Raw genomic sequence first — 833 nt, 5'->3', positions numbered from 1 at the left:
CGTCAAGACCTCGGAAGTGGGCAACGTGGTGTCGCTGCACCAGATCCAGCAGCTGCCGCAGGCGACGCGCAACTTCCTGGAATTCGCCGACACCGTGCCGGGCATGGTGTTCCAGGTCGATGGCAACGGAAACACCAAGCTGCGCGGCGGTGCGTCCAATGCCAGTGCCGGCAATCTGTACATCGATGGCGTGGGCCAGAAGAGCTACGTACGTAGCGGTGGCGTCGCCGGTCAAAGCGATACGCAGGGCAACCCGTTCCCGCAGCTGGCGATCGGCGAATACAAGGTCATTACTTCCAACTACAAAGCCGAGTACGGCCAGATCAGTGGCGCGGCGATTACCGCGGCCACCAAGTCGGGCACCAACGAGTTCCACGGCGAAGCGTTCTATCGCTATACCGATCAGGATCTACGCGACAAGCGGCCCGACGAAGAAGCCAACGGCAAGATCGATTCGCAGACCAAGGAATACGGTTTCGCGCTCGGCGGGCCGATCATCCAGGATCGCATGCATTTCTTCGTTGCCTACGAAGGCAAGGAAAACGTGGCGCCCAAGAGCGTGCAGCCGAGTTCCGAGGCGGCGGCGGTCGTCAGCCAGCTGCCGGCCAACCTGGCCAGCCAGTATGGCCCGGCCAATATGCCGTTCGAAGAAGACCTGTTGTTCGGCAAGATCGACTTCGAGCCCACCGATCGCGATCGCATCGAACTGAGCACGATCTACCGCGACGAGACCCAGACCGCCAACGTCGGCGGTACCAACACGCTCGCGCAGGCCACCGACAAGATCAACAAGGACAAGCGCACCAACCTGCGTTGGCAGCACAGTGCCGACA

At 61.6% G+C, this 833-nt stretch carries 1 protein-coding gene; it reads left to right on the top strand.

Annotated features, from left to right (window positions below; genetic code table 11):
• Positions 1-833 (top strand): outer membrane beta-barrel protein (locus CSC62_RS17315; protein WP_484573173.1); only part of this gene is annotated, 833 nt, incomplete at both ends.

The sequence above is a fragment of the Pseudoxanthomonas jiangsuensis genome, assembly GCF_010093185.1.
GTDB classification, from domain to species: domain Bacteria; phylum Pseudomonadota; class Gammaproteobacteria; order Xanthomonadales; family Xanthomonadaceae; genus Pseudoxanthomonas; species Pseudoxanthomonas jiangsuensis.
Note: the sequence above shows the minus strand (reverse complement) of the source record. Positions and strands in the feature narration are given on the sequence as shown.